Source organism: Synechococcus sp. CCY9202, assembly GCF_034931685.1.
In the GTDB taxonomy this organism is placed as follows: Bacteria; Cyanobacteriota; Cyanobacteriia; order PCC-6307; family Cyanobiaceae; genus CBW1002.
In genome coordinates this window covers 1-23,627 of record NZ_JAYGID010000044.1, presented here as the reverse complement: position 1 = coordinate 23,627, position 23,627 = coordinate 1, and the positions used below count along the sequence as shown (strand labels likewise).

General features: G+C 68.5%; 19 protein-coding genes. 10 read left to right on the top strand and 9 right to left on the bottom strand.

Annotated elements, in window-relative coordinates:
* A partial coding sequence (mutS, locus tag VB777_RS06860) for a DNA mismatch repair protein MutS (protein WP_323247915.1) occupies positions 1-1,361 on the top strand: 1,361 nt, incomplete at its 5' end.
* A gap of 29 nt (positions 1,362-1,390) precedes the next feature.
* Here the strand turns inward: mutS and VB777_RS06855 are convergent.
* Positions 1,391-2,149 carry a precorrin-8X methylmutase gene (locus tag VB777_RS06855; protein ID WP_323247913.1) on the bottom strand — a complete coding sequence of 253 codons (759 nt, stop codon included), beginning with the start codon at positions 2,147-2,149 and terminating at the stop codon, positions 1,391-1,393.
* A gap of 2 nt (positions 2,150-2,151) precedes the next feature.
* Here VB777_RS06855 and holA point away from each other — a divergent pair, with 2 nt between their 5' ends.
* Both holA and VB777_RS06845 read left to right on the top strand, forming a co-directional pair.
* Positions 2,152-3,174, top strand: a complete 1,023-nt coding sequence (gene holA, locus VB777_RS06850; RefSeq protein ID WP_323247911.1) for a DNA polymerase III subunit delta — start codon at positions 2,152-2,154, stop codon at positions 3,172-3,174.
* Between the two features lie 30 nt (positions 3,175-3,204).
* Positions 3,205-5,019, top strand: coding sequence for an aspartate kinase (locus VB777_RS06845; protein WP_323247909.1), 1,815 nt, complete (start codon positions 3,205-3,207; stop codon positions 5,017-5,019).
* Positions 5,020-5,025: 6 nt separating this feature from the next.
* On the opposite strand, the gene VB777_RS06840 is transcribed toward VB777_RS06845, so the two are convergent.
* The 4 genes from VB777_RS06840 to VB777_RS06825 form a co-directional block, all read right to left on the bottom strand.
* Positions 5,026-5,232 (bottom strand): hypothetical protein, encoded by a 207-nt coding sequence (locus VB777_RS06840; RefSeq protein ID WP_197157517.1) that lies wholly within the window; start codon positions 5,230-5,232, stop codon positions 5,026-5,028.
* Positions 5,232-7,235, bottom strand: coding sequence for an excinuclease ABC subunit UvrB (gene uvrB / locus VB777_RS06835; RefSeq protein WP_323247907.1), 2,004 nt, complete (start codon positions 7,233-7,235; stop codon positions 5,232-5,234). Before uvrB ends, VB777_RS06840 begins: the two co-directional genes overlap by 1 nt.
* Positions 7,236-7,295: 60 nt before the next feature.
* Positions 7,296-7,682, bottom strand: coding sequence for a phage holin family protein (locus VB777_RS06830; RefSeq protein WP_322757810.1), 387 nt, complete (start codon positions 7,680-7,682; stop codon positions 7,296-7,298).
* A 120-nt stretch (positions 7,683-7,802) separates the two neighbouring features.
* Positions 7,803-8,585: a DUF561 domain-containing protein gene (locus tag VB777_RS06825; RefSeq protein ID WP_197157513.1), complete on the bottom strand. Its 783-nt coding sequence runs from the start codon at positions 8,583-8,585 to the stop codon at positions 7,803-7,805.
* Between the two features lie 23 nt (positions 8,586-8,608).
* Between VB777_RS06825 and tilS the strand changes: the two genes are divergently transcribed.
* Both tilS and VB777_RS06815 read left to right on the top strand, forming a co-directional pair.
* Positions 8,609-9,745, top strand: coding sequence for a tRNA lysidine(34) synthetase TilS (tilS, locus tag VB777_RS06820; RefSeq protein ID WP_323247905.1), 1,137 nt, complete (start codon positions 8,609-8,611; stop codon positions 9,743-9,745).
* Positions 9,738-10,730, top strand: a complete 993-nt coding sequence (locus tag VB777_RS06815) for a hypothetical protein (protein WP_323247903.1) — start codon at positions 9,738-9,740, stop codon at positions 10,728-10,730. The genes tilS and VB777_RS06815 overlap by 8 nt, the downstream gene beginning before the upstream one ends.
* A gap of 48 nt (positions 10,731-10,778) precedes the next feature.
* Here VB777_RS06815 and VB777_RS06810 read toward each other — a convergent pair whose 3' ends face one another.
* The 3 genes from VB777_RS06810 to VB777_RS06800 all read right to left on the bottom strand — a co-directional run bounded on the left by VB777_RS06810 (position 10,779) and on the right by VB777_RS06800 (position 14,919).
* Positions 10,779-12,812 (bottom strand): ribonuclease J, encoded by a 2,034-nt coding sequence (locus VB777_RS06810; protein ID WP_323247901.1) that lies wholly within the window; start codon positions 12,810-12,812, stop codon positions 10,779-10,781.
* A gap of 92 nt (positions 12,813-12,904) precedes the next feature.
* Positions 12,905-13,792, bottom strand: coding sequence for a 4-hydroxy-tetrahydrodipicolinate synthase (dapA, locus tag VB777_RS06805; RefSeq protein ID WP_323247899.1), 888 nt, complete (start codon positions 13,790-13,792; stop codon positions 12,905-12,907).
* 29 nt (positions 13,793-13,821) lie between these two features.
* Positions 13,822-14,919, bottom strand: coding sequence for an aspartate-semialdehyde dehydrogenase (locus VB777_RS06800; protein WP_323247897.1), 1,098 nt, complete (start codon positions 14,917-14,919; stop codon positions 13,822-13,824).
* 640 nt (positions 14,920-15,559) lie between these two features.
* Here VB777_RS06800 and tig point away from each other — a divergent pair.
* The 5 genes from tig (at position 15,560) to VB777_RS06775 (ending at position 22,021) form a co-directional block, all read left to right on the top strand.
* Positions 15,560-16,942, top strand: a complete 1,383-nt coding sequence (gene tig / locus VB777_RS06795) for a trigger factor (RefSeq protein WP_323247895.1) — start codon at positions 15,560-15,562, stop codon at positions 16,940-16,942.
* A 149-nt stretch (positions 16,943-17,091) separates the two neighbouring features.
* Positions 17,092-17,796 (top strand): ATP-dependent Clp endopeptidase proteolytic subunit ClpP, encoded by a 705-nt coding sequence (clpP, locus tag VB777_RS06790; protein ID WP_416238318.1) that lies wholly within the window; start codon positions 17,092-17,094, stop codon positions 17,794-17,796.
* Between the two features lie 118 nt (positions 17,797-17,914).
* Complete coding sequence (gene clpX, locus VB777_RS06785) at positions 17,915-19,273, top strand: ATP-dependent protease ATP-binding subunit ClpX (RefSeq protein ID WP_197157503.1); 1,359 nt, start codon at positions 17,915-17,917, stop codon at positions 19,271-19,273.
* 14 nt (positions 19,274-19,287) lie between these two features.
* Complete coding sequence (locus tag VB777_RS06780; RefSeq protein WP_323247893.1) at positions 19,288-19,968, top strand: lecithin retinol acyltransferase family protein; 681 nt, start codon at positions 19,288-19,290, stop codon at positions 19,966-19,968.
* A gap of 88 nt (positions 19,969-20,056) precedes the next feature.
* Positions 20,057-22,021, top strand: a complete 1,965-nt coding sequence (locus tag VB777_RS06775; protein ID WP_323247891.1) for a DNA polymerase III subunit gamma/tau — start codon at positions 20,057-20,059, stop codon at positions 22,019-22,021.
* Positions 22,022-22,072: 51 nt separating this feature from the next.
* On the opposite strand, the gene VB777_RS06770 is transcribed toward VB777_RS06775, so the two are convergent.
* Positions 22,073-23,461: a glycosyltransferase gene (locus VB777_RS06770; RefSeq protein ID WP_197157498.1), complete on the bottom strand. Its 1,389-nt coding sequence runs from the start codon at positions 23,459-23,461 to the stop codon at positions 22,073-22,075.
* Positions 23,462-23,627: the final 166 nt, after the last annotated feature.

Sequence of the window (23,627 nt, the reverse complement as noted above, 5' to 3'; positions counted from 1 at the left end):
TGGTGGCCCTGGCCGACGGCCTGGAGCGGCTGCCCCTGCTGGCCGGTCTGCTCGCCCAGGCCAGCAGCCCCCCCCTGACGGCGCTGCAGCGCACCTGGCCGGAGCTGGTGGAGCTGGCCGCGGTGCTGCGCCACACCCTGGTGGACGATCCACCGCTGAGCCTCAGCGACGGCGGCCTGATCCACGACAGCGTCGATGCCCGCCTCGATGGCCTGCGCAACCAGCTCGACGACCAGGACACCTGGCTGGAACAGCAGGAAGCCCTGGAGCGCCGCGCCAGCGGCAACCCCAACCTGCGCCTGCAGTATCACCGCACCTTCGGCTACTTCCTCTCGGTCAGCCGCGCCAAGGCCGCCTCAGTGCCGTCGCACTGGATCCGCCGCCAGACCCTGGCCAACGAAGAACGCTTCGTGACCCCCGAGCTCAAGGGCCGCGAAGGCCGCATCCTGCAGCTGCGGACCCGGGCCGCCCAGCGGGAGTACGAGCTGTTCTGCGCCCTGCGCGAGCAGGTGGGGGAGCGGGCCGCCGTGATCCGGGAGGCGGCGCGGCGGGTGGCCGAGCTCGATGGGATCGCCTCTCTGGCGGAGGTGGCGGCCACCGGTGGCTACTGCCGCCCTGAGATCGTCGAAGGGCGCGAGCTCTGGATCGACGCGGGCCGCCATCCGGTGGTGGAGCAGCTGCTGGTGGAGGAGTCCTTCACGGCCAACAGCCTGAGGCTGGGGTCTGCGCCGCACGCCGCCACCGTTCCGGATCTGCTGGTGCTCACCGGTCCGAATGCCAGCGGCAAGAGCTGCTATCTGCGCCAGAGCGGGTTGCTGCAGCTGATGGCCCAGATCGGCAGCTGGATTCCGGCCCGCAGTGCCCGCCTCGGCATTGCCGATCGGATCTTCACCCGCGTCGGCGCCGTCGACGACCTGGCCAGCGGCCAGTCCACCTTCATGGTGGAGATGGCCGAAACCGCCAACATCCTCCACCACGCCACCAGCCATTCCCTGGTGCTGCTCGATGAGATCGGCCGGGGCACCGCCACCTTCGATGGACTTTCGATCGCCTGGGCCGTGGCCGAGCACCTGGCCGAACGGATCGGTGCCCGCACGATCTTCGCCACCCATTACCACGAGCTCAATGAGCTGGCCGATCTGCTGCCCAACGTGGCCAATGCCCAGGTGCTGGTGCAGGAAACCGGCGACGAGCTGGTGTTCCTGCATCAGGTGGTGACGGGCGGCGCCAGCCGCAGCTACGGCATCGAGGCGGCCCGCCTGGCCGGGGTGCCGCCGGTGGTGGTGCAGCGGGCCCGCCAGGTGCTCGATCGGATCGAGGCCAACAGCCACGTGGCGGTGGGGCTGGAGCCAGAGGCCTGAGCGACCAGGCTGACCCCTCCCTTCGGCTCTCAGGCGTTCGCGGCCAGCCAGGCGTGACGCAGCAGGGCATTGGCAGCCGCGCCGACCAGACCGGCACCACCGCGGCTGCCCTCCAGGCGGATCTGGGCCAGACCGCTGCGGGCCAGGCGGCGCTTGCTCTCCAGCACCCCCACGAAGCCCACCGGCATGCCGATCACCAGGGCCGGTGCCACGCAGCCAGGCGCCATCGGGGCAGGCGCCACCTGCCCAGGTGCCATCGGATCGTGAGCAGGAGATGGGCAGGCCAGATCGATCAGGCACTCCAGCGCGGTGGGGGCACTGCCGATCAGCACCACGGCACCGGGATGCTCCGCCAGGGCCCGCGCCATGCCCGCCGCCGCACGGGTACTGCCGGCCGGCGCCACCGCCGGAGCCCAGGCCAGCACGCTATGGACCGGGTTGGCGAAGGTGCGCCGCGCCATCGGCGTCACCGCCGCCGCGGCCATGGCCGTATCCGTGAGGATCGCCGTTCCGGCCGACAGGGCCGCCAGGCCCGCTTCGCAGGCCCCCGTGCTGAAGCGCAGCAGGGGGGCCAGCGCCGGATCGCCGCTGCTGTGCACCAGCCGTTCGAGCACCTCCTGCTCCACGCCGCGGAAACCCGTCTCCCCCAACCAGGCGTGGATGCGGCGCAGGCTTTCGGTGAAGATCGGATGGTCGAAACCGGCCGCCGCTCCAGGGCTGCCCTCCGCTTCCCTTTCGTTTCCCCTGTCGTTCTCCAGCCCCTGCCGCTCCATCCGGCCGCGCCGCACCGATGCCGATCCATCTCTACTGGGGCGACGATGAAGCCGCCCGCCAGCGGGCCGTGGAGGCCCTGGTGACCGAGCTGGTGGATCCGGCCTGGGCTTCGATCAACCTCAGCCGCCTCGATGGCAACGACTCCGGCCAGGCCGCCCGGGCCCTGGAAGACGCACGCACCCCGCCCTTCGGCAGCGGAGCGCGGCTGGTGGTGCTGCAGCGCAGCCCCTTCACCAGCCAGTGTCCGGCGGAGCTGGCGGCCCAGATGGAGGCCTGCCTGGAGCTGGTGCCCGAGACCTGCCACCTGCTGCTGGTGAGCAGCAACAAACCCGACGCCCGCCTGCGCCTCACCAAGGCCCTCAAGGCGGTGGCCCGGGAACGGAGCTTCACCCTGCCGGCCGCCTGGGACGGGGCCGGCCAGCTGGATCTGGTGACCCGCACGGCCCAGGAACTCGGCCTGAGCCTGGAGCCGGCCGCCGCCGAGGCCCTGTGCGAGGCGATCGGCAGCGACAGCGCCCGGCTGGCCAGTGAGCTGGAAAAGCTGGCGCTCTATGCCGGTGCCGCCCCGGGATCCTCAGCGGCGACACCCACAGCCCGCCCGATCAACGTCGCCGCGGTGCAGGCCCTGATCGGCAGCCATGCCACCACCAGCCTGGCCGTGGGCGACGCCCTGCTGGCGGGGCGTCCCGCCGACGCCATCGCCCTGGTGGACAACCTGCTGGAGGTGAACGAACCCGCTCTGCGGATCGTGGCGGCGCTCACCAGTCAGATCCGGGGCTGGCTGTGGGTGAGCCTGCTGGACAAAACGGGCGAGACCGACGTGGCGACCATCGCCAAGGCCGCCGGCATCGGCAACCCCAAGCGGATCTACGTGATGCGCAAACAGCTCCGCGGCCGCGGCCCGGGGCCGCTGCTGAAGCTGCTCAGCCAGCTGCTGGAGGTGGAGGCCGCCCTGAAGCGGGGCGCAGCGCCGGGCGATGCCTTCCGCGACGGCTTCCTGCTCGCCGGGGGCATCGCCCTTGACCATGCGGGCCGATAATCGCCCGTTCCCGCCGCGTCCGACCCGCCGATGGCCCTGCTCGTCCAGAAGTTCGGGGGCACCTCGGTGGCCGACGTGGAGCGGATCCGGGCCGTGGCCCGGCGGGTGGCCGCCTGCCGCGAGGAGGGCCACGACCTGGTGGTGGTGGTCTCGGCGATGGGCCACACCACCGACGAACTGACCAGCCTGGCCCGGGCCCTCAGCAGCGATCCGCCCCAGCGCGAGATGGACATGCTGCTGTCCACAGGCGAACAGGTCTCGATCGCCCTGCTCTCGATGGCCCTGCACGCCGAAGGGGTGCCGGCCGTCTCGATGACCGGCACCCAGGCGGGGATCATCACCGAGTCGTCCCACGGGCGGGCCCGCATCCTCGAGATCCGCACCGAGCGGCTGCAGCGGCTGCTGGCCGATGGCCAGGTGGTGGTGGTGGCCGGCTTCCAGGGCACCAGCAGCGGCCGGGCCGGCACCCCCGAGATCACCACCCTGGGCCGGGGCGGCTCCGATACCTCGGCCGTGGCCCTGGCCGCCGCCCTCGGGGCCGCCGCCTGCGAGATCTACACCGATGTTCCCGGCGTGCTCACCACCGATCCCCGCAAGGTGGCCGACGCCCAGCTGATGGACACGGTCACCTGCGACGAGATGCTGGAGCTGGCCAGCCTCGGCGCGGCGGTGCTGCATCCGCGGGCGGTGGAGATCGCCCGCAACTACGGCATGCCCCTGGTGGTCCGCTCCAGCTGGAGCGACGCCCCCGGCACCCGCCTGACCAGCGGCGCCCCCCGGTCGATCGGCAGCGAAGGCCTGGAGCTGGGCAAGCAGGTGGACGCGGCGGAGCTGCAGGTCGATCAGGCCGTGCTGGCCCTGGCCCATGTGCCCGACTGCCCCGGCGTGGCCGCCCAGCTGTTCGAGGCGCTGGGGGCCGCGGGGCTGAACGTCGACCTGATCGTGCAGGCCACCCACGAGGGCGCCAGCAACGACATCGCCTTCACCCTGCACCAATCCGAGATGGAGGCGGCCCGCGCGGTCTGTGAGCAGGTGCTGGCGGCCATGGGAGCTGGGGCGGCCCTGCTCAGCGCCGAAGGCGGCATGGCGAAGCTCAGCATCGCCGGGGCCGGCATCATGGGTCGCCCCGGGGTGGCCGCCCGCCTGTTCGACACCCTCGCCCGCGACGGCATCAACCTGCGGCTGATCGCCACCAGCGAGGTGAAGGTGAGCTGCCTGGTGGAGGGTCCCCAGGGCAGCAAGGCGCTGCGGTCTGCGGCCCAGGCCTTTGAGCTGGGCGAGCAACAGCTGCGCCACGATCCGCCGCCCTGCCATCTGGGCGATCCGGCCGTCCGCGGCGTGGCCCTCGATCGCGATCAGGCCCAGGTGGCGGTGCGGCAGGTGCCGGACCGGCCCGGCACTGCCGCCGCGATCTGCCGCGCCCTGGCCGACAACGGCATCAGCCTCGACGCCATCGTGCAGTCGGAGCGCACCCACGGCAGCCCCGGCCACCTCAGCCGCGACATGAGCTTCATCCTGCGCAAGGGTGACCTGGTCCAGGCGGAACGGGCCCTGGCGCAGCTGCTGAAGCAATGGCCCGGCACCCGCTTCGAGGAAGGTCCGGCGATCGCCCGGGTGAGTGCGGTGGGTGCGGGCATGCCCTGCACCGCCGGCACCGCCGCCCGCATGTTCCGCAGCCTGGCCGATGCCGGCATCAACATCGAGCTGATCGCCACCAGCGAAATCCGCACCAGTTGCGTGGTGGCGGAGGCCGATGGCGTGGCGGCCCTGCGGGTGGTCCATGGCGCCTTCGGCCTGGGCGGCGGCGTGCAGCACCGGGCCGAAGGCAGTGAAGCCCCGGCCTGAGCGGCCTCAGCGCCGCACCAGAAACGGCAACGCGATCAGCAGCAGCCCCACGATCAGCTGGGGCAGCACGCCGGGCAGGAAAAAGGGCACGATCATCAGCAGGATGCCGCTCACCAGAGGGACCAGCGCATCCTGCTTACGGCCATACAGCACGAAGGCCATGCCCACGAAGCCGAGCATGAGGCTGAACATCAGCTCGGCGGGGCTTGGCATCAGGCCCTGCCCACCAGCTTCTGGCGCAGCTGCTTGATCCGATCGCGGAGATTGGCGGCCTCCTCGAACTCGAGGTTCTTGGCCGCCGCCTTCATCTTGTCCTCCAGCTGGGTGATCAGTTCCGGGAGCGATTCCAGCGGCACCGCATTGTTCTCAGCCTGCTCAGTCGCCTCTTCAAGCTGTTCATCACTCAACCGGCGGGAGACCTCCAGGAAGGCGAGGATGGCATTGCCAGCCGGCTTTCCAGCCGGGGTGGGGGTGATGCCGTTGGCCGCGTTGTAGGCCTGCTGGATGGCGCGGCGGCGCTCGGTTTCTGAGATCGCCTTCTCCATGCTCTCGGTGAGGTTGTCGGCATAGAGCAGTGCCACCCCTTCCACATGGCGGGCCGCCCGCCCGATCGTCTGGATCAAGGAGCGTTCGGCTCGCAGGAAGCCTTCCTTGTCGGCATCGAGAATCGCCACCAGCGACACCTCCGGCAGATCGAGGCCTTCGCGCAGCAGGTTCACCCCCACCAGCACGTCGTACACCCCGTTGCGCAGGTCCTGGATGATCTCGATCCGCTCGATCGAGTGAATCTCGGAGTGCAGATAGCGCACCCGCACGCCGTTCTCGGCCAGGTAGTCGCTGAGGTCTTCCGCCATCCGCTTGGTGAGGGTGGTGATCAGCACCCGCTCCTGCTTCTCGGCCCGGACGCGGATTTCCCCCAGCAGGTCGTCCACCTGCCCCTCGGTGGGACGCACCTCCACGATCGGGTCGAGCACGCCGGTGGGGCGAATCACCTGCTGCACCACCTGATCCTGGCTCTGGGCCAGCTCCCAGCTGCCTGGTGTGGCACTCACGAAGATCGTCTGCTGCGCCTTCTGCCAGAACTCCTCCCCCTTGAGCGGGCGGTTGTCGGCGGCGCTGGGCAGGCGGAACCCATGCTCGATCAACACACTCTTGCGGCTCTGATCGCCGTTGTACATGGCCTGCAGCTGGGAGCAGGTGACGTGACTTTCGTCCACCACCAGCAGCCAGTCGTCCGGGAAGTAATCGATCAGGCACTCCGGCGGCGTGCCGGCCGGCCGGCCGGCCAGGTGACGGGCGTAGTTCTCGACGCCGTTGCAGTAGCCCACCTGCTCCAGCATCTCGAGGTCGTAGGTGGTGCGCTGCTCAAGGCGCTGGGCCTCCAGCAAGCGGCCCTGGCTGTTGAGCAGGTCAAGCCGCTGGCGCAGCTCGGCGCGGATCTCGCCAATGGCTTCGGCCAGGCGCTCCTTCGGCGTCACGAAGTGCTTGGCCGGATAGATGTTGATGGTTTCAAGACTCTGAAGAATCTCGCCGGTGGTGGGATCGACGTAGCGGATCGCCTCCACTTCATCGCCGAACAGCTCCACCCGCACCAGGCGATCTTCATAGGCGGGGCCGATCTCCAGAACATCGCCGCGCACACGGAAGCGACCGCGGGAGATCTCCAGATCGTTGCGGGAGTATTGATTGTTGACCAGCTCCCGCAGCGACGCGCGGAGATTGAGCGTGTCGCCCACCTGAAACTTCACCGCCGCCTTGAGGTACTCCGATGGAATACCGAGGCCGTAGATGCAGCTGATCGAGGCCACCACGATCACATCGCGGCGCTCGAACAAGGAACGGGTGGCCGAGTGGCGCAGCATGTCGATCTCCTCGTTGATCGACGCCGTTTTGGCGATGTAGGTATCGCTGACCGGCACGTAGGCCTCTGGCTGGTAGTAGTCGTAATAGGAGATGAAGTATTCGACGGCGTTCGTCGGGAAAAATTCGCGCAGTTCATTGCAGAGCTGCGCCGCCAGAGTCTTGTTGTGGGCCAGCACCAGGGCAGGCCGCCCGGTGCGGGCGATCACATTGGCGATCGTGAAGGTCTTGCCGGTGCCGGTGGCTCCCAGCAGGGTCTGATAACGCTCACCACCTTCAACCCCGCCCACGAGGGCCTCGATGGCGGTGGGCTGGTCGCCCTTGGGCTCGTAGGGAGCGTGCAGCTGAAAGGCCATCGGGCCATTCTCACGGTTGTGGCCGATCAGTGCTGCCCGCCCGGCTACGGGTTGCCGGCCTCAGCCCCGCTCCAGACCGAACACCCTCAGAACCGCGCCGGTGAGCAAGGTGTAGACCAACGCTCCCAGCACGGCACTGACCAGGCCGTTGCGCAGCCGGAACTCCGGGATCAGAGAGGCCGCCAGGGCAAACAGCGCCACGGTGATCAGGCCGTCGAACAGCCAGCTGATCGGCGCGATCAGCCCGCCCAGGCTGGTGATCACCCAGAGGGGTGCCAGCAGCAACTTCAGCAGCGGCGCCAGCAGCGCCCCCAGCAGGCTGATCACGATCACAGCCAGCACCGCCGCGCCGAAGCCCTGCATCTCCACCCCCAGGGGCAACTGGGCAACGATCAGCAGCACCACGGCCCGGATCGGCCACTGCAACAGCCAGGCCAGTGAACCCATCGATCCTTCGACGCAGGGAATGCCACGAGGCTAAACAAGGCCCCAGCAAGGCGCTAGGCAAGCTGCTGGCACAGCAGCTTGCCTAGCCAAACAGCCGGCGCCTGACCGGGTGCCTGCGATTCAGCGATCAGCTGGCACAGCGTTCGTCGCAGCTGCTGCCAGAGCCACCGGCGCCAGGGCATCGCGCAGACCGCGCACCACCGCCACCATCGCCAGTTCATCGTCAAGCCGGTTCACGGCGGAGCCCACACCCACGCCGGCGGCACCGGCGGCGATGGCCAGCGGCAGGGTGACAGCGGAGAGGCCGGAGGCGCAGAGCACCGGCACGGTCACGGCGCGGCTGAGGGCATGGGCGGCCGCCAGGGTGGGCGCCGCCTTCTCGATCAGGCCGAGACTGCCGGGGCTGAACGGCCGGGCACTGGTGCCGCCTTCGGTCTGGATCAGATCGGCGCCGGCGGCCACCAGATCGATGGCGAGCTGCTCCTGCTGATCCAGGGGCAGCACGTGGGGCACGGTCACCGAGAGCACCCCATCGCCGAGCAGCTCGCGGCTGCGGCGGGTGAGCGCCAGCACGTCCTCGGCCCCGAAGATGCGGCCCTGGGGGTAGAAGCTGTCGTAGTTGCCGATCTCCACCATGGCGGCGCCAGCGGCCACCGCTGCGGGGAACAGCTCGGGATCCACCGCAGACACGCAGATCGGCAGACCCGAGGCGGCGGCCGCCAGGGTCACCAGCTCCGGATCACAGGCCACATCGATCAGGTCGGCGCCACCGGCACCGGCGGCTCGGCTGATCCGCTGCACGGCAGCGGCATCAAAGTTGGAGAGACCGGCGATCACCTTCAGGGCCCGGCGCTCGGCGATGGCGCGCTGCAGGGAGCTGGGCAGGCTGGACAGACGCGACATCGGCGGCGCAGAGAGCTGGATTCGTGATTCTCCCATCTGAAACCGTGAACCCCCACGAAGCGCCAGCTGGGGCCCCGGCCAAGGCCCAGCCGCACTGGAGCGCCGACCATCTGCGCCTGCACCAGCTGCTGCGTCAGCAACCCCAGCTGCTGCCCGCCGGCGCACCCCTGCTGCTGGCCGTCTCCGGCGGGCAGGATTCGATGGCGATGACGGGCCTGCTGCTGGATCTGACACGCCTGCATGGCTGGTCGCTGCAGCTCTGGCATGGCGACCATGGCTGGCGGCCGGAATCGGGCCAGCAGGCCGCCGAACTGGCCCAGTGGGCCCAGCAGCACGGGCTGGCGCTGCAGATCGATCGCGCCGAAGCGCTGGCGCCCAACGAAGCAGCGGCGCGGCACTGGCGGTACACGCGGCTGGCCCACTGGGCCGAGCGGCTGGGCTGCCAGCGGGTGGTGACGGCCCACACCGCCAGCGACCGGGCTGAAACCCTGCTGCTGCACCTGGCCCGCGGCAGCCATCGGCGCGGCCTGGCCAGCCTGCGGCGCCAGCGCCCCCTGCTGGAGCCAGCACCGCCAGATCCCGCTGCCGAGACAGCGATCCAGCTGGTGCGGCCACTGTTGCTGTTCAGCCGCAGCGACACGGCCCGTCTCTGCCGCGAGCTGGGCCTGCCGGTCTGGACGGACCCCAGCAATACCGATCCCCGCTTCGCTCGCAATCGGCTGCGGCAGGAGGTGCTGCCGGTGCTGGAGCAGCTCCATCCCGGCGCCACCCGACGGATCGGCGCCCAGGCCGAAAGGCTGGCCGGGGAACTGGAGCGGGACGAGGAACTCGTTGCACTGGCCCTGGCCGGCCTGCATGCCACTCCCGCGACTTCCACCCACGAGGTTTTCACCCACGAGGCTTCCTCCCTCGGCCGGCAGCTGCAACGGGCGCCGCTGGTGGCCCTCAGCCTGGCCAGCCAACGGGCCCTGCTGCAGCACTGGCTGAGCCAGCACAACCTGCAGCCTCTCTCCAGCCGTCAGCTGGAGACGCTGCTGGCCCGCCTGGCGCCGCGCCGCGGTCCTGGCCGGCTCGATCTGGCCGGAGGCTGGCGCTTGTGCTGGGATCGCAGCACACTGGCCCTGCTTGGGCCCACCGCCGGATCGCCGCTGCATGACTGAGACCCAGGACCACCTCTACGCGGCCGTGGAACTGGCCTACAGCGAGGCCCGGTGGTCCGAGGCCCTGTCCATCGGTCAGCAGCTGCTGGGGCAACTGGATCCAGCAGCGAATGCCTCGCTGAAGGTGCGCCTGGAGCTGCTGCTAGGCCACATTCAGCTCTATGGCTTCGGGAATGCCAACGCTGCCGCCGAGCACTACACCACGGTGAGTCAGGCCAGGCCGGCCCCGATCCTCCTGGACATCGCCCAGCAGGGGCTGGAGCATTGCCAGGTGTTGCTCGGCGGCAGCGCGGGGGCTGCACCGGTGCTGGACGGCATCGAGCAAGGGGATGTCGTCCCGGAGGGCTCGTTGCTGGGGAACTCCGATCCTGATCAAGAGCGTGGCGAAGCAGAGAATCCGGCAACCCCAGCGCCAGCTCTGGACGGCACAGCTGCAGCCACAGGCCTGGAAGACGGATCGACGCCGGAGACAATCGAAACAGCCGGTGCGACAGACGCGGCGTTCCCCTTCACGCCCACGGCGGTGGCCAGGGGAGGAATCGCCATGCCTGCGGCGGCCATGCCCTGGATGGTGGATCTGGGAGCCAGCGATCCCGGAGCCCAGCCCGCGGCAGATGGCGCCGTGGCGATGGCCTCCAATCCCTTTCTGCAAGCTTCACCAGTGATGCCGGCGGGTATCACCGTGCCGCACTTACAGGCGGATCCCCAAGAAGCCGCTGCTGAACCCACAGCGCCGGTGGCTGCAGTGATGGCTGTTGCACCGATCGCGGTGGAGGTGGTGGATGAACCCGAGCTCATCGAGGTGAACCAGGCTGATCTCACCCGGGCCGAGGAGATCGAGGTGGTTCCTGTGGAAGCCAAAGGTGGGGCCAGCCCCCCCCTGGAGAAGACCGAGGAGGCAGAAGTTACCGTTCCGCCGCCCCTGTTCACTCCGGAGGAAGAGGAGGAGCTGGCCCGCGGACTGCTGCGGGTGGTGCTGCGCTGAGGGCGCACGCACCACTCCTGACAGAAGCGGGCGTTCAACAACCGGCGATCAACCGGCCACGGCAGCGGAGCGGCGGCGGCGGGTGCGTCCGACCGGCTCCTCCTCCTTGACCGACACCTGCCGGACGGCTGCGGCAGGTGCAGCCACAGGGGGTGCCACCGCGACAGCGGCGGCAGATGCGGGCGCTGATGCAACGGCCGCTGCAGCGGCCACTGGTTGACGCTGGGGGGCGCCGTTGCCGTTGCGGATGATCTCCCTCCCGCCATCACGACGACCTCGCGGCGCGGGACGGGTATCGGGTTCGGCATCAGCGCGCCCCTTGTAGGCAGGCGTACCGGCCGGGGCGGGCTGCACCAGGCAGATGATCAGCGGCTCCACCTGCAGCTCTCGGCGCAGGCGACGCTGCAGCCCCAGTTCGATCTCGCGCTGCACACCGACCCAGTCCACGTCGGGAGCGTTGCCGCCGCTGTTCCGGGCCAACTGACTCCAGCGATTCTCGAGCACCCAGTTGATCTCGCGCTCGGTCCAGACCGAGAGCTTGCGGGCATCGGCGGTGGTGACCACGCCGCGCAGATTCACCCGGGGCGGGGCCGCCATCACACCATCGGTGCTGATCACGGTGAGCAGGTTGATCACGCCGTCTTCCGCCAGCTGCTGGCGCTCCTTGAGCACGCGCGCATCGACGATGCCGTTGCGGGAGGCATCCAGCAGCTCGATGCCGGCCTTGACTGCTTCTCCTTTGCGGATCGAATCGGGGGTGAGTTCGACGACATCGCCGTTATCGATCAGCAGCATGTTGTCGGCGGGCACCCCCATCGACTGGGCCGTCTTGCTGTGGCAGACGAGCATGCGGTGCTCACCGTGCACCGGCACGAAGTACTTGGGCCGGGTGAGGGCCAGCATCAACTTCTGGTCTTCCTGGCAACCATGACCCGAGACGTGGATGCCTTCGCCCTTGCCATACACCACCTTGGCGCCGAGCATCATCAGGCGGTCAATCGTGTTGACAACGGAGATGGTGTTGCCCGGAATCGGACTGGCCGAGAAGATGATCGTGTCGCTGCTTTTCACCTGGACCTGCGGGTGCTCACCGCGGGAGATGCGGCTCAGGGCGGCCAGCGGCTCACCCTGACTGCCCGTCATCAGCAGCAGGGTTTCGCGATCGGGCAGATCGCGGATCTGCTTGATCGGCACGAACAGTTCATCGGGGGCACGCATGTAGCCGAGCTCCCGGGCCTTGGCGATCACATTGAGCATCGACCGACCCAGCAGGCCGACTTTGCGGCCGTTCTTGAGCGCCAGTTCCAGAATCATCGCCACCCGATGGATCGAGCTGGCGAAGGTGGTGATGATCACCCGACCCTCAGCCTGGGCGATGTGCTGGTCGAGTTTGGGGAACACGGCCCGCTCCGAGGGCGTGAAGCCGGGTACCTCCGCATTGGTGGAGTCGCTGAACAGACACAGCACACCTTGCTCGCCATAGTGGGCCAAGCGGGCCATGTCGAAGTGCTCGCCGTCGACCGGCGTATGGTCGAACTTGAAATCACCGGTGAACACCACCACTCCGACCGGCGTGGTGACCGCCAGGGTGAAGCTGTCCGCCATGGAGTGGGTGTTGCGGATGAACTCCACCTTGAAGTGCTTGCCCACCTGCACCACATCACGTGGCCCCACTGTCTGAATCACCGTGCGATCGGTGACACCGGCTTCCTCCATCTTTCCCTGCAACAGGGACATGGCCAGGCGGGGGCCATAGATCACGGGGATGGTGAAGTTCTTAAGGTGGTGGGGGATGCCACCGATGTGATCTTCGTGACCATGGGTCACGATCATCCCGCGGATCCGTTTCTGATTCTCACGCAGATAGCTGGTGTCGGGCAGCACCACGTTGACGCCGTGCATGCCATCGCTGGGGAAGGCCAGGCCGGCATCGACGAGCATGATGTCGTCGCCGTATTCGAACACGCAGGTATTCTTGCCGATCTCATGCAGGCCCCCCAGGGGAATCACCCGCAGCGCCGGGGTCTTGCCATTGGCGCCGGGGGAGGAGCTTGGACGAGCGTGGCCGTTCTGATTGGTCATGTAGGAAAAAGGAAAGAAGAAAAAGAAAGAGACCGATGAAGCGAGCGTAAGGACGGATGGCGGTCCGTCGTCGGGCAGCGCAAGCCTTGGCGTCAGGTAGGACGCAGGGCAGCCAGGACAGAGATGAGGCGTTGTCGCACGTCGGTATCAGCGGAAAGAAGGGGAAGACGGGGAGCACCCACCGGCCAGCCGCAGATCTCCAGGGCGGCTTTGACGGGGATGGGATTGGTGGTGCAGAACAGGGCTTTGCACAGGGGCAGCAGCTGCTCATGCAGCGCCAGGGCAGCGGCGGCCTCGCCAGCGAGGAAGGCCTGGATCATGGCCTTGATCTGGGGGCCGGCCACGTGGCTGGCGACGCTGACCACCCCGACGGCCCCGACGGCCAGCATTGGCAGGGTGAGGGCATCGTCGCCGCTGTAGATCGCCAGCCGATCCCCGCAGAGCAGGCGCAGCTGGCTCACTTCTTCGGTGGTGCCGCTGGCGGCCTTGAAACTGACCACGTTGGGCAGATCCAGCAGGCGAACCACGGTGTCGGGGGCCAGGCTGCAGGCGGTGCGTCCGGGGATGTTGTAAAGCATCAGCGGCAGCTGGGGCGCTGCCTCGGCCACAGCCCGGAAATGGGCTTCCAGGCCCGCCTGGGGAGGCTTGTTGTAATACGGCACCACCACCAGGGCGGCATCGGCACCCAAGGCAGCCGCGGCTCGGGTGGCCTCCACCGCCTCGGCTGTGCAGTTGCTGCCGGAGCCGGCAATCAGTCGGGCCCGGCCGTCGATCGCCTCCTTCACGGCGGCGAACAGACGGTGCTCCTCCTCCCAGCTGAGGGTGGGAGATTCGCCGGTGGTTCCGCACACCAGCACCCCATCGGAGCCATGGCTGACCAGGTGATCGGCGAGGCGGCCAGCCAGCTCCAGGTCCACCGACCCATCGGCGGCAAAGGGGGTCACCATGGCGGTGACGACCCGGCCGAAGGGCGCGTTCATCCAGGGCGATGGTGCCGTGTTCCCAGGGCTCAAGCGGCACCTCCGGCAGAAACGGTCGCCGCCGTCAGGCCGGCAGGATCGCGCAGCAGCTCGGCGATCTGGATGGCATTGAGGGCCGCACCCTTGCGGATCTGATCACCGCAGAGCCAGAGCTCCAGCGCGTTGGGATCGCTCAGGTCCTGGCGGATCCGCCCCACCGCCACCGGGTCGCGGCCGGTCACATCGGTGGGCATCGGGAAGCGGTTGGCCTCGAAGTTCTCGAGCAGTTCCACCCCGGGTGCCCGGGCAAGGAGCTGCCGCGCCTCCTCCACCGGGAAGGGCTGGGCGAATTCAATGTTCACGGCTTCGGAATGGGCCCGCAGCACCGGCACTCGCACACAGGTGGCCGTGAGTCGCAGATCGGGCAGCCCCATGATCTTGCGGGTCTCGTTCAGCATCTTCAGCTCTTCCTCGCAGTAGCCACTGGGCTGCAGGGGGGAGTTGTGCAGGAAGAGGTTGAAGGCGAGGGAATGGGGCAACACCTCACTGACTGGCTCACCACCGTCGAGCACGGTGCGGCTGAGGCGCTGCAGTTCCTCCATGGCACGGGCACCGGCGCCGCTGGCAGACTGATAGGTGCTCACCACCACCCGGCGGATCGGGCGTCGGGCCGCCAGCGGTGCCAGCGCCAGGGTGAGCAGGATCGTGGTGCAGTTGGGGTTGGCAATGATGCCGCCGTGGCTGAAGGCGGCCTCGGGATTCACCTCCGGCACCACCAGAGGCACCGATGGATCCATGCGGAAGGCACTGGAGTTGTCGATCACCACGGCGCCGGCCGCGGCCGCCAGCGGCGCCCATTGCTTCGACACCGAACCACCGGCCGAGGCCAGCACCAGATCAACGCCGTCGAATGCCTCCTCCGTCACCGGTTCGATCGTGAGGCTGCGCCCCTGCCAGGCCAGGGTCTGGCCGGCGGAGCGGGGCGATGCCAGGGGCCGCAGCTCGGCCACGGGGAAGCGGCGTTCATCCAGAAGTTGCAGCAGCTCCTGGCCAACGGCGCCGGTGGCTCCCAGGATCGCGATCCGCAGGGGGCGCTGCGGCAGGGCGGCAGGGCGGGCAGCGGTGGTGAGGGGGTGAGAGACGGTCAAGAGCGGTGGGAACGGGTGGGATCCATGGCGTCAACGGCCAGGGCTGTGGCTGAGAACCAGGCTGTGGGCGAAATCCGGGCTGTGGGCGAAAACCGGGCAGCCTGTGAAGGAGCGCTACGGAGTCGGGGCGCCGAGCCGAAGCGGTTCGGGTAGGCCGGGGCCGCGATCGGGGAAAGCGGTGGCTGAGGCCGACCGAACCGGTCGGCAGGGTGGGGAGGCTGGGGAGTGGGTGAACGTGAAGTGGAAAAGCTGGCGGCGCCGTATCGGATGTGGTGACCGGAATGGGGAGCTGTCTCCAGGCTGGGCTCGAGCCGTGGCAGAGGCTTCAGAGGGATGAGGCGCCGGGGTGTGCGTCAGGCCAAGTCGACTGTGAACACTCGACTGCGAGCCATCAACCGTTAACAATCGATTGAAACCAATCCATTGTCTCGCTTCAAGAATCGCTGCTACGGGCGACCTTGTTCAGGCGGCCTCGACCGGGATCGAGACCGTTGCCGCAGGTTCCGGCACAGGCCAATCAGCCCAGGCCAGACCGGCAGCAGGGATATGGACGTCGTCGTCGTCCTCCGCACAATACGTGGCGCGGCGTGTCCTGGGCCACTTTCTAGGATGAGGGGCTGCCTGTTGATCCGCCCCCGTCATGCCTGCCACCGCCGAGTCCGCCAGCCCCACGGACCGCAGCCCAGCGCTGACGGTCAGCACCAGTCCAAGGCCCGGCAGCCGCATCGCCGTGGAGGTGGCCGTCCCTGCCGCGCGCTGCCAGGCCAGCTACGACACCGCCCTCGAAAAGCTCAGCCGCACGATCAAGCTGCCCGGTTTCCGCCAGGGCAAGGTTCCCCGGCCGGTGCTGCTTCAGCAGATCGGACCAGTGCGGATCCGCGCCACCGCCCTTGAGGAGCTGGTGGAGGCCATCGTGCAGGAGGCGATCCGGCAGGAGGCGATCGACGCGATCGGCCGCCCCGAACTGAGCGAGGGCTTCGAGCAGCTGCTGGAGCGTTTCAGCCCCGGCAGTGAGCTCACCCTCACCCTCGTGATGGATGTGGAGCCCAGCCCGAGCCTCAAGGCCACCCGGGGCCTGAAGGCCGAAGCCGAGACCGTGCCCTTCGATCCGGCCCGGGTCGACGAGCTGATCGAGGAGCAGCGCAAGCGGCTGGCCACCCTGGTGCCGGTGGAAGATCGCCCGGCCGCGGCCGGTGACGTGGCCGTACTGAGTTTCGAGGGGGTCTATGCCGACACCGAGGAAGCGATCACCGGTGGCAGCAGCGAGACCATGGAGGTCGAACTCGAAGTGGATCGGATGATCCCCGGGTTCGTGGAGGGGGTGATCGGTATGGAAGTGGGGGAGAACCGCACGATTGAGTGCCAGTTCCCCGACAGCTACCCCCAGGAGGAGGCCCGCGGCCGCCAGGCCCGTTTCGCGATCACGCTCAAGGAGCTCAAGACCCACGAACTTCCCGCCCTGGACGACTCCTTCGCTCAGCAGGCCAGCGACAAGCAGACCCTGGCCGAGCTGCGCCAGGACCTGGAGCAACGGCTGCAGGAGGACGCCGAGCAACGCACCCGCAGCAACCGCCACAACGCCCTGCTCACCGCCCTGGTGGAGCAGCTGGAGGTGGAACTTCCGGAAACCCTCGTGCAGGAGGAGATCCGCGCCCTGATCGAGCAGACCGCCGGCCAGATCGCCCAGCAGGGCATGGACGTGAAGAAGCTCTTCACTCCCGATCTGGTGCGCAGCCTGATGGAGACCTCAAGGCCGGAGGCGGAGCAGCGTCTGCGCCGCAACCTGGCCCTCCAGGCCCTGGCCGCCGCCGAAGCGATCGAGGTGGCCGCCGAGGAGATTCAGGAGAAGCTGCGGGAGGTGAGCCACAGCCTCAGCGACAGCGACGCGATTGATCCGGAGCGCCTGCGGCTGGCGGTGACCGACGACCTGCTGCGCAGCAAACTGCTGGAGTGGCTGGAGCAGAACAGCACCATCGAAGAAACCGAGGCGAACCCGACGGGAGATCCTGCCGCCGAGGCCTGAAGCCAGGGGCCTGAAGCCAGGGGCCTGAAGCCAGGGGCCTGGCAGAATCGCCCACTGACTTGAATCCACAGGCCTGGGATTCCCCATAGATTGACCGACCAGTCCGACAGCCCGGCAGCCACCGCGTGATCGACGCCCCTCTCAGCACCCTGCGCCCCCACCCGGTTCAAAACCGCTGGCAGGGGGAGCGTCCCTGGAACGTCCTGCCCACCGCCAGCGCGGTTGGTTCGCCGATGGCCAGCCCCGGCGTGCTCCCCACGGTGGTGGAGCAGTCTGGCCGGGGCGAGCGGGCCTTCGACATCTATTCGCGCCTGCTGCGCGAGCGGATCATCTTCATGGGCACCGGCATCGACGACGCCGTCGCCGATGCCCTGGTGGCGCAGCTGCTCTTCCTCGAAGCGGAAGACCCCGAGAAGGACATCCAGATCTACATCAATTCTCCGGGGGGATCGGTCACGGCGGGGCTGGCCATCTACGACACCATGCAGCAGGTCGCTCCTGACGTGGTGACCATCTGCTACGGCCTCGCCGCCAGCATGGGCGCCTTCCTGCTTTCCGGCGGCACCAAGGGCAAGCGCCTGGCCCTGCCCAATGCGCGGATCATGATCCACCAGCCCCTCGGCGGTGCCCAGGGCCAGGCGGTGGATATCGAGATCCAGGCCCGCGAGATCCTCTTCCTCAAGGACACGCTCAACGGTCTGATGGCCGACCACACCGGCCAACCCCTGGCAAAGATCGCCGAAGACACCGACCGCGACTACTTCCTTTCTCCAGCGGAAGCGGTTGAATACGGTCTGATCGACAGGGTCGTCGAGGAGGGATCGGCCACCACCGGACAACCGGTACCGGTCTGATCCCTACCGGTTTGATCCTTAAGGACTGCCCTCCAAGGGCGATTTGCGTTGATCCTGGAGATTCGGGGTCACCCTGCCAGCCCCGGCACCCAACCCTGACCCGAACGCCCCCTGCGCGATGGCCAAGTTCGATGCTCACCTGAAGTGCTCGTTCTGCGGCAAGTCGCAGGAACAGGTGCGCAAGCTGATTGCAGGCCCAGGCGTCTACATCTGTGACGAGTGCATCGATCTCTGCAACGAGATTCTCGATGAGGAGCTTGTCGACGCGCCGGCGGGTGGTGCCAGCCGCAGCAGCCCGGAGAGCGGCCGCAAAAGCGTGGCCAAGAAGGCTCCCAAGCCGGCGCCGACCCTGGCTTCGATCCCCAAGCCCCAGCAGATCAAGACCTTTCTCGACCAGCAGGTGGTCGGCCAGGACGACGCCAAGAAGGTGCTCTCGGTCGCCGTGTACAACCACTACAAGCGCCTGGCCTGGCAGGGCGATGGCCAGGGAGAGACCGACCGCACCGCCACCCGGCTGCACAAGTCCAACATCCTGCTGATCGGCCCCACCGGCTGCGGCAAGACCCTGCTGGCCCAGACCCTGGCCGAGCTGCTGGATGTGCCCTTCGCCGTGGCGGACGCCACCACCCTCACCGAAGCGGGCTATGTGGGCGAGGACGTGGAGAACATCCTGCTGCGCCTGCTGCAGAAGGCCGACATGGATGTGGAGGTGGCCCAGCGGGGGATCATCTACATCGATGAGATCGACAAGATCTCCCGCAAGAGCGAGAACCCCTCGATCACCCGCGACGTCTCCGGTGAAGGCGTTCAGCAGGCGCTGCTGAAGATGCTGGAGGGCACGGTCGCCAACGTGCCACCCCAGGGGGGCCGTAAGCACCCCTATCAGGACTGCATCCAGATCGACACCAGCCAGATTCTGTTCATCTGCGGCGGCGCCTTCGTGGGCCTCGAAGATGTGGTGCAGCGGCGCATGGGCCGCAATGCGATCGGCTTCCTGCAGGCTGACGGACGGACCCGCCCTCGCGGCAAGGACCATCAGGCCGCCCAGGTGCTGCGGCATCTGGAGCCGGACGATCTGGTGCGTTACGGCCTGATCCCCGAATTCATCGGCCGCCTGCCGGTGAGTGCCGTGCTCGAACCGCTCGATACCCGCGCCCTTGAGGCGATCCTCACCGAGCCGCGCGATGCCCTGGTCAAGCAGTTCCAGACCCTGCTGAGCATGGATGACGTGCACCTGGAGTTCGAACCGGATGCGATTGAGGCGATCGCCATTGAGGCGCACCGCCGCAAGACCGGTGCCCGCGCCCTGCGCGGCATTGTGGAAGAGCTGATGCTGGAGTTGATGTACGACCTGCCCTCCCGCCAGGACGTGAAGACTTTCACGATCAGTCGGAATCTGGTGGAGCAGCGCAGCCTGGCCAAGGTGGTGCCCTATCCCAGCAACCTCGACCGGGAGCAGAACGACAAGACCGCCTGACGGGGTAGCCGGCGATGGCTGCAGCCGATCATCTTGAAGTTCCCCGCCAGCACGGTCTGTTCCATCACCACGGCATCGACCTCGGCGATGGCACGGTGGCCCACTACCTGGAGGGAAGGGCCATCCTGCGCAGCCCCCTGGAGGAGTTCAGCCGCGGCCAGCCGGTGAGTCTGGTGACCTATCCACCGCAGGCCTGCTCCCCGTCTGGAGTGACCCTGCGGCGCGCCATGAGCCGGCTGGGGGAGCAGAACTACAACCTGCTGTTCAACAACTGCGAGCACTTCGCCCACTGGTGCAAGACCGGGCGCCATCGCAGCGGCCAGGTGGAGGACTGGCTCCAGACCGGCAGCCGCGGCCTCCAGGCCTTCGGGCAGGTGGTGCCGGCAGCCCTGATCGGTGCCGTGCGCCTGCTGCTGAGCCAGGGTCTCAACCTCGATGCCCGGCAACTCGAGCAGGGGCGCGCCCTGGCCCTCAGAAGCCTCGAGCAGCTCGATGGGCTACGGCTCCACCTTCAGCGGCGGCTGGAGACCGAGCTGGCCAGGGCCGAGGAACGCTGGGGCCAGGGCAGCGGCGCCGGCAACGACCAGTTCGCGGCCCTGCGTCTGGCTGCCCAGAAGCTGGCCGATCAGCTCAGCGAGGTCGAGGAGCTGGAAGGGCGTCTGGAGCGGCTGCTGGAACAGGGGGGCGGCCAGTAGCCTCGGATCTCCGGCCGCGTCATCCGGACGGCACGACGCAGCGAGCGGTGATGCAGCGATCAGGGATGCAGCGATCCATGAACCCGCCATGAGCCAGGCGTACCAGCCGCTGCACCACAAGTACCGGCCCCAGCGCTTCGACCAGCTGGTGGGTCAGGAGGCGATCGCCGCCACCCTGGGCAATGCCCTGCGCACCGGCAGGATCGCGCCGGCCTACCTGTTCAGCGGCCCGCGTGGCACCGGCAAGACCTCCAGCGCCCGCATCCTGGCCCGCTCGCTCAACTGCATCGCCCATGCGGGTCCCACGCTCGAGCCCTGCGGCATCTGCGAGCTGTGCGTCGCGATCGCCGCGGGCAATGCCCTCGATGTGATCGAGATCGACGCCGCCTCCAATACCGGCGTCGACAACATCCGCGAGCTGATCGAACGTTCCCGCTTCGCGCCGGTGCAGGCCCGCTGGAAGGTCTACGTGGTGGACGAGTGCCACATGCTCTCCACCGCAGCCTTCAACGCCCTGCTCAAAACCCTCGAGGAGCCGCCGCCACGGGTGGTGTTCGTGCTCGCCACCACTGACCCCCAGCGGGTGCTGCCCACGATCCTGAGCCGCTGCCAGCGCTTCGATTTCCGCCGCATCCCCCTGGAGGCCCTCGAGCAGCACCTGCGCTGGATTGCCGAGCAGGAGTCGATCGGCATCACCCCCGAAGCGCTGCATGTGGTGTGCCAGCGGGCTCAGGGGGGATTGCGGGATGCGGAAAGCCTGCTCGATCAGCTCAGCCTGCTGCCCCCACCGATCGAGGCCGGTGCGGTCTGGGAGCTGCTGGGGGCCGTGCCCGAACAGGAGCTGCTGGAGCTGGCCGGTGCCATGGCGACATCGGAGCCGCTGGGGGTGATCGATGCCAGCCGCCAGTTGCTGGAACGGGGCCGCGAACCGGGGGCGGTGCTGCAGGGACTGGCCGGCCTGCTGCGTGATCTGGTGCTGGCCGGCGTGGCGCCGGAACGGCTCGAACTCACCAGTTTCTCGCCCCAGTTCCGGCCCCGGCTCCCAGAGCTGGCGCGGCAGATCGGCAAGGCCCGCCTGCTGCAGTGGCAGGCGCAACTGCGCGGCAGCGAACAGCAACTGCGCCAGAGCGTGCAGCCGCGGCTGTGGCTGGAAGTGCTGCTGCTGGGTCTGCTGGCGGAGCCCACCATCACCGCCGCCGCAGTGCCCCCAAGGCCGGCCGTGGCCACGGCGACCGCGACGGGCACGGGCACGGGCACGGGCACAGTCGCAGGGAGCCGCAAGGAATCATCCAAACCAGCCTCCACATCCGAGCGCCCGACCCACCCCACGGACCAGCCAGTCGCCAGCCCGACACCGGCACCCGCGGCAGCAGCCACTCCACCCCAGCCGATCGACACCACGACCGCCTTGCCGGAACTCTGGCAACAGATCCTGGCGGGGCTGGAACTGCCGTCGACCCGCATGCTGCTCTCCCAGCAGGCCCAGCTGGTGCGCCTCGACGGGCAGCGAGCCGTGGTGCGGGTGGCCAGCACCTGGATCGCGATGGTCCAGAGCCGCCTGCCGCTGCTGGAGCGTGCGATCACGTCCGTTGTGGGCAGTCCGCGCCAACTGGTGCTGGAAAGCAGTGATCAGGGTCCTGTGGCCGGCGCCGAAACCAACCCGGCGGCCGCCGCTCCTTCACCGGCCCAGTCCTTCCACACCAGCGGCCGCTCCGTTCCGGGCCCATCCGCTGCCAGCGTGTCAGCAGCGCCTCGTCCCGAGGCGCTGCAAGTCCGGCCTGCGGCTCAGCCGGTTCGAGAGCCAGCTGGCTCACTGGCCCCCGATCCACAGCCGCAGGCCGCCAGCCCGGTGCCTCAGCCAACCTCACCCTCCCAACGAGCAGCGACTCCGACGCCACCCCACACTGATCCTGGTGCTGGCCGACTGGATGAGAAGGCACGGCGACTGGCCGACTTCTTCCAGGGGGAAGTGGTGGAGTTGGACGCCCCCCTCGAGAGGGAGGAACCCTCGGTTGAACGTCTGGCGGCAAGCCCCTCTGAGTTGACAACCTGAGCTGCGCTCCGAGGTTGCTCGCGTCGGGTTCAAGGCCGCGCTGGAGGTGCTCTAACTGCTGACGGCCTCTTCAACACTGGCGTCATCGCCGAGGTGCAGGGTCTTGACCCAGACCAGGCGCTTCGGCAGCACAGCCATGCGCAGGGTCACCCAGGGGATCACCACGAACCAGTGCACCAGATAGAGGATGCCCAGACCCATGGCCAGCGGACCCATGGCCGGCAGGGCAGGCCCCTCGCTGGGACGCCGGCAGCCGCTCACGATCGCCAGGCCGGAGAGACCGAGGGCCACGATCGAGAGCGGCCAGATCGTGGGCAGGGTGCGGGTGATCAGAGCGCCGGCCAGATCCGCGATCGAGACCACCGGCAGCATGTACTGCAGGAGGAAGAAGCAGGTCAGATCAAGTTTCTGGCTGAAACGGAGCGGCCCGAACACCAGGCCCTGGCCGTAGTCGAAGAAGCGTTGCAGGCCCCCTTCCGCCCACCGCTGCCGCTGGCGCCAGAGGGCGGCGAGGCTGAGCACCGCCTCCTCCTCCACCGGCGGATCCCAGAACACGCCGATCGGCTGGTTGGCCAGCAGCAAGCGGAAGCTGAGATCGAGGTCGTCGGTCACCGTGGCCTCGTTGAAGCCGCCGCAGGCCTGCACGGCTTCGCGCAGCAACAGCTGGCCGTTGCCGCGCAGCTCGGGCACACCGCCCACCGACAGGCGCCCCTCCTGGATCACCGCATCGAGTGCCATCTCCATGGCCTGGGCGCGGGTGAGCAGGTTGACAGGGCCATTCACCACCGCCTTGCGCAGCTGCACCGCCGACCAGCCACCGGCCTCGGCGGCGGGAATGACCCTCTCGAGCAGGTCAGGCTGCAGGCCGGCATCGGCATCGAGCACCAGCATCCAGCGGCCCCGCAGCTGGGTCATCACCTCGTTGAGGGCGCCCGATTTGCCCCCACCCGCATCGCGGGGGCGCCGCAGCACCCGCAACAGCGGCGTGGTCTGCTCCAGCTCCCGTAGCAGCTCGGGAGTGGCATCGTCGCTGCCGTCGTCGATCACCCAGAGCCGCAACTGGCCCTCCGGATAGCGCAGCTGCCGGATCCGATCCACCAGACGACCGATGACGGCCTGCTCGTCGCGGGCGGCCACCACAAGATCCACTGCCGGCAGATCGATGGCTGGCAAGTCCCCCGCAGACGCGTCCACACTGCGGCGAGCCTGACGCAGAGCCTGGAGCAGCACCGTGCGCAGGCTGTAACCGCCCAGCAGCACCGCCAGGCTGAGCGCAGGCAGAAGGCTGCGCTCAGCTGCCAGCCAGTGGGGTGCGAGCCCGGCCCAGGTGCAGCCCAGCAGGAACAGTGCCGATTTGGCGCGGCGATCTCTGCCAGTGCTGGCAATGCCAACGCCGGCATTGGCACTGTCGCTGGCAGTGGCGCTGTCGCCGGCAGCCATGGACACCCCGTGAGTGGCCAGACTTTAAGGGTGACGCTCCGGAATCACAGGCGGAGCCTCGGACTGAAGACCCGTCAGCGGCACCAGTGCCGTGCCCGGGTAGTAATGCTGCAGGATCCGCTGCAGGCCCCAGACACGGCGCGCCAGATCAATGGCGCCGGCCTGG